The sequence below is a fragment of the Herminiimonas fonticola genome, assembly GCF_040395855.1.
In the GTDB taxonomy this organism is placed as follows: Bacteria; Pseudomonadota; Gammaproteobacteria; order Burkholderiales; family Burkholderiaceae_D; genus Oxalicibacterium; species Oxalicibacterium fonticola_A.
The window spans coordinates 1-3,089 of the sequence record NZ_JBEBPO010000153.1 but is presented as its reverse complement, the minus strand read 5'-3'; the positions used below and the strand labels follow the sequence as shown (position 1 = coordinate 3,089).

The window sequence follows — 3,089 nt, the reverse complement described above, 5'->3', positions numbered from 1 at the left end:
CGCATCAGCGAACGCACACCATCGGCAAACGACAAATCGATGCCGTGCTGCACCTGCATTTGATTGAACGATCCTTCCACCATTTCAATCGGGTCTTCCACCGTGCAGACATTGACCTCGCTGGTCGCCAGTGCTTTCAGCGTGGTGTACAAGGTCGTCGTCTTGCCGGAGCCGGTCGGGCCGGTCACCAGAATAATGCCGTGCGGGCGCGTGGTCAGCTTGTCCCAGCGTGCTGCATCGTCCGGTGGAAAGCCGAGTTCAGGCAGCGATTTGACGACTACATCGGGATCGAAAATCCGCATCACCAGTTTTTCGCCAAAGGCGGTCGGCATCGTCGATAAACGCAATTCGACTTCCTGGCCGTTATTGGTGCGCGTCTTGATGCGGCCATCCTGCGGGCGGCGTTTTTCAATCACGTCCATGCGTCCGAGCAGTTTGATGCGCGCAGTCATCGCGATCATGACGATGGGCGGCACCTGATACACCTGATGCAGCACGCCATCGATGCGGAAGCGGATCGCGCACAGGTCGCGCTTCGGTTCCAGATGAATATCGGATGCGCGCTGATCGAATGCGTATTGCCACAACCAGTCGACGATGTTGATGATGTGCTGATCGTTGGCATCGACCTGTTTGCTGCTGTTGCCGAGCTCAACCAGTTGCTCGAAGTTGTTGCGCAGCGCCAGATCCTGGCCGTTCAGTTTTTTCGCGCCCTTGATCGATTTTGCCAGCGCAAAAAACTGCGTTGTGTACTGTGCGATTTCGAGCGGATTGGCGATCACCAGCTTGACGTTGCGGCGTGTGATCTTGGCGATCTCGGCTTCCCATTCGATGGCGAATGGTTCGGAAGTCGCCACGACCAGTTCGCTCGGCGTCATTTCGACCGGCAGGATATGGAAGCGCGTCGCATACGAAGCCGACATCACATCGGCCACGCGGGTGAAATCGATCTTCAGCGGATCAATGCGGTAGAACGGCAGCTTGACCTTGCCGGCCAGCCATTCCGTCAGCCAGTCCAGTGTGACCGGCCTGTGCGGCGCCGTGGCGGAGAGCAGCTTGCATTGCGCCACAGCTACCAGCGGATGCATCGCGATCGACGCATTCTTGTAAATGGCCTGCGACTGGTTATAGAGGGCTTTGACGTCATCCTTGGCGACGATGCCGTCGGCCAGCAGCCAGGTGAAAATTTGCTGCATGTCCAGTTTTTTGGCAGCAGATTTATTCGTCGCAATCGGTGTAGCGCTAGCAGTTGGCATGACCATGACCCATTAGATGGAACAGTGAAGCGATGTTAACACACGGCAGGTGGCTTATTGCTGTGCCTGCCATGCCTTGATGCCGTTGACCCAGGATTTTGCCGGCAATTTTGTGGTCGCAGTGATCTGCGCCGCGCGTTCGTACAGTGCTGCAATATCCAGCGTCGGCGTGGTATTGAAGGCGATGGCGATGACATTGCCGTCATGGACTTCCGGCAGGGAAATCACGGTATCGAACGCAAAGTGCATCGCGCTCAGATTCCTGGCGTAGCTTGGATGATCGCCAAACAGGTTCACCGTCATGATGCCGTCCGGCGTCAGGCAGGCTGCGCACGATTGATAAAACTCGGGTGTATCGAGCACCGGGCCGCGCGCGGTGGCGTCGTATACGTCGACCTGCAAGGCATCGATGCGACCCAGATTGGCCGGATCGTTGACATATTCCAGCGCATCCATTTCGATCACGTTCAGCCGCTCGTCGTTAGGCGGCAGCTTGAACATCGTTTCGCAGATCGTGATGACGGAAGGATTCAGGTCAACCGCCGTGACCTGCGCCTCGGGGAACCATTTATAGCTGAATTTGGTCAGTGCGCCGGTACCCAGGCCAAGTTGCACGATGTGTTGCGGTTTGTCGTTGAACAGCATCCACGCCATCATTTGCTGCGCATATTCGAGTTCGATCCAGTCGGGTTTGCTGATGCGCATTGCGCCCTGTACCCATTCGGTACCGAAATGCAGATAGCGGATGCCGAACTGTTCGGACAGCGTAACCGGAGCGAATTTTACTTTTCGTGCCGGTTTTGGTTTGACGGTTGCAGCAGGTTTTTTACCCGGGCCGCTTTTCAGATTGGCGTCGGCTTCTATGGATTTACGTTTGATCAGCATGAATTCGGTGTGAGGATTTTTTAACTTACAGCATGATACCGCGCCAGACGGCCAGCTTCTGCTCAAATGTCATGGCGGCATAGGCAGGCGAAGAAGACGGCAGCACGAATGTTTGAAAACCGGCTTCTGCGAAGTGTGCTTCCTGCTTGCCGGCAGTCTTGCCGTTAAAGCCTATGCGCGTGAGCGCCGGCGCCAATTGCCTGAGTTGCGCATAATCATTGTGCCTGGCTGCGCGGATGGCGCTATCCAGGCTGCCCTCGCGTGCGCAGGCGTCGATCACGTCCCATACGCCGATGTGATGGAACAGTAATGTATCCAGCCGGTCTGTGTACGGCAAAGCGACCAGATCTTCACCGATCAAGGCCGAGAGCAGACGCCAGAATTGATTGCGCGGGTGCGCGTAATATTGCTGCGCCGTCAATGACGCTACCCCGGGGAAACTGCCGAGAATCAGAATTTCAGTCTTGCGGTCGATGACGGGTGCGAAGCCGGACAGCAATGAATCCTGGCGCGGCGGTTGGCTGGAAGCGGACATGCTGGTATTTTAATGTACGACTGCAGACTGACAGTATGCAAATTTGACGCCATCAGGAGGAAGTACATGAGCAAGAAAGTGATGATCGTCACCGGAGGCAGCCGTGGCATCGGTGCGGAAATTGCCAAGTTGGGCGGCATCGATGGCTATGCCGTATGCATCAACTATCTGCATAACAAGGCTGCGGCCGATGCCGTAGTCGATAGCATCAGACAGGCCGGCGGTACAGCGATGGCAGTTGCAGCCGATATGGCAGTCGAGGCCGACATCCTGCGCATGTTTGAAACCGTGGACAGCGAACTGGGCACGCTCACCGCGCTGGTCAACAACGCCGGGATACTGGAACAGCAGATGCGCGTCGATCAGATGGATGCCGCGCGCATGCAACGCATCTTCACCACCAATATTGTCGG

Annotated in this window: 4 protein-coding genes; 1 reads left to right on the top strand and 3 read right to left on the bottom strand. The window is 56.4% G+C overall.

What is annotated here, in order from left to right:
• The 3 genes from ABWP27_RS12690 to ABWP27_RS12680 all read right to left on the bottom strand — a co-directional run.
• Positions 1–1,256: GspE/PulE family protein (locus tag ABWP27_RS12690; RefSeq protein ID WP_353157458.1), on the bottom strand; the 1,256-nt coding region annotated here is incomplete at its 3' end.
• A 54-nt stretch (positions 1,257–1,310) separates the two neighbouring features.
• Positions 1,311–2,141 carry a spermine/spermidine synthase domain-containing protein gene (locus ABWP27_RS12685; protein ID WP_353157455.1) on the bottom strand — a complete coding sequence of 277 codons (831 nt, stop codon included), beginning with the start codon at positions 2,139–2,141 and terminating at the stop codon, positions 1,311–1,313.
• A gap of 25 nt (positions 2,142–2,166) precedes the next feature.
• Complete coding sequence (locus tag ABWP27_RS12680) at positions 2,167–2,676, bottom strand: DNA-deoxyinosine glycosylase (protein WP_353157452.1); 510 nt, start codon at positions 2,674–2,676, stop codon at positions 2,167–2,169.
• A 66-nt stretch (positions 2,677–2,742) separates the two neighbouring features.
• Here ABWP27_RS12680 and ABWP27_RS12675 point away from each other — a divergent pair.
• A partial coding sequence (locus ABWP27_RS12675; protein WP_353157449.1) for an SDR family NAD(P)-dependent oxidoreductase occupies positions 2,743–3,089 on the top strand: 347 nt, incomplete at its 3' end.

Excerpts from the sequence above, each read along its gene's own strand:
- ABWP27_RS12685 (WP_353157455.1), bottom strand. The coding sequence starts at position 2,141 with ATGCTGATCAAACGTAAATCCATAGAAGCCGACGCCAATCTGAAAAGC.
- ABWP27_RS12680 (WP_353157452.1), bottom strand. The coding sequence starts at position 2,676 with ATGTCCGCTTCCAGCCAACCGCCGCGCCAGGATTCATTGCTGTCCGGC.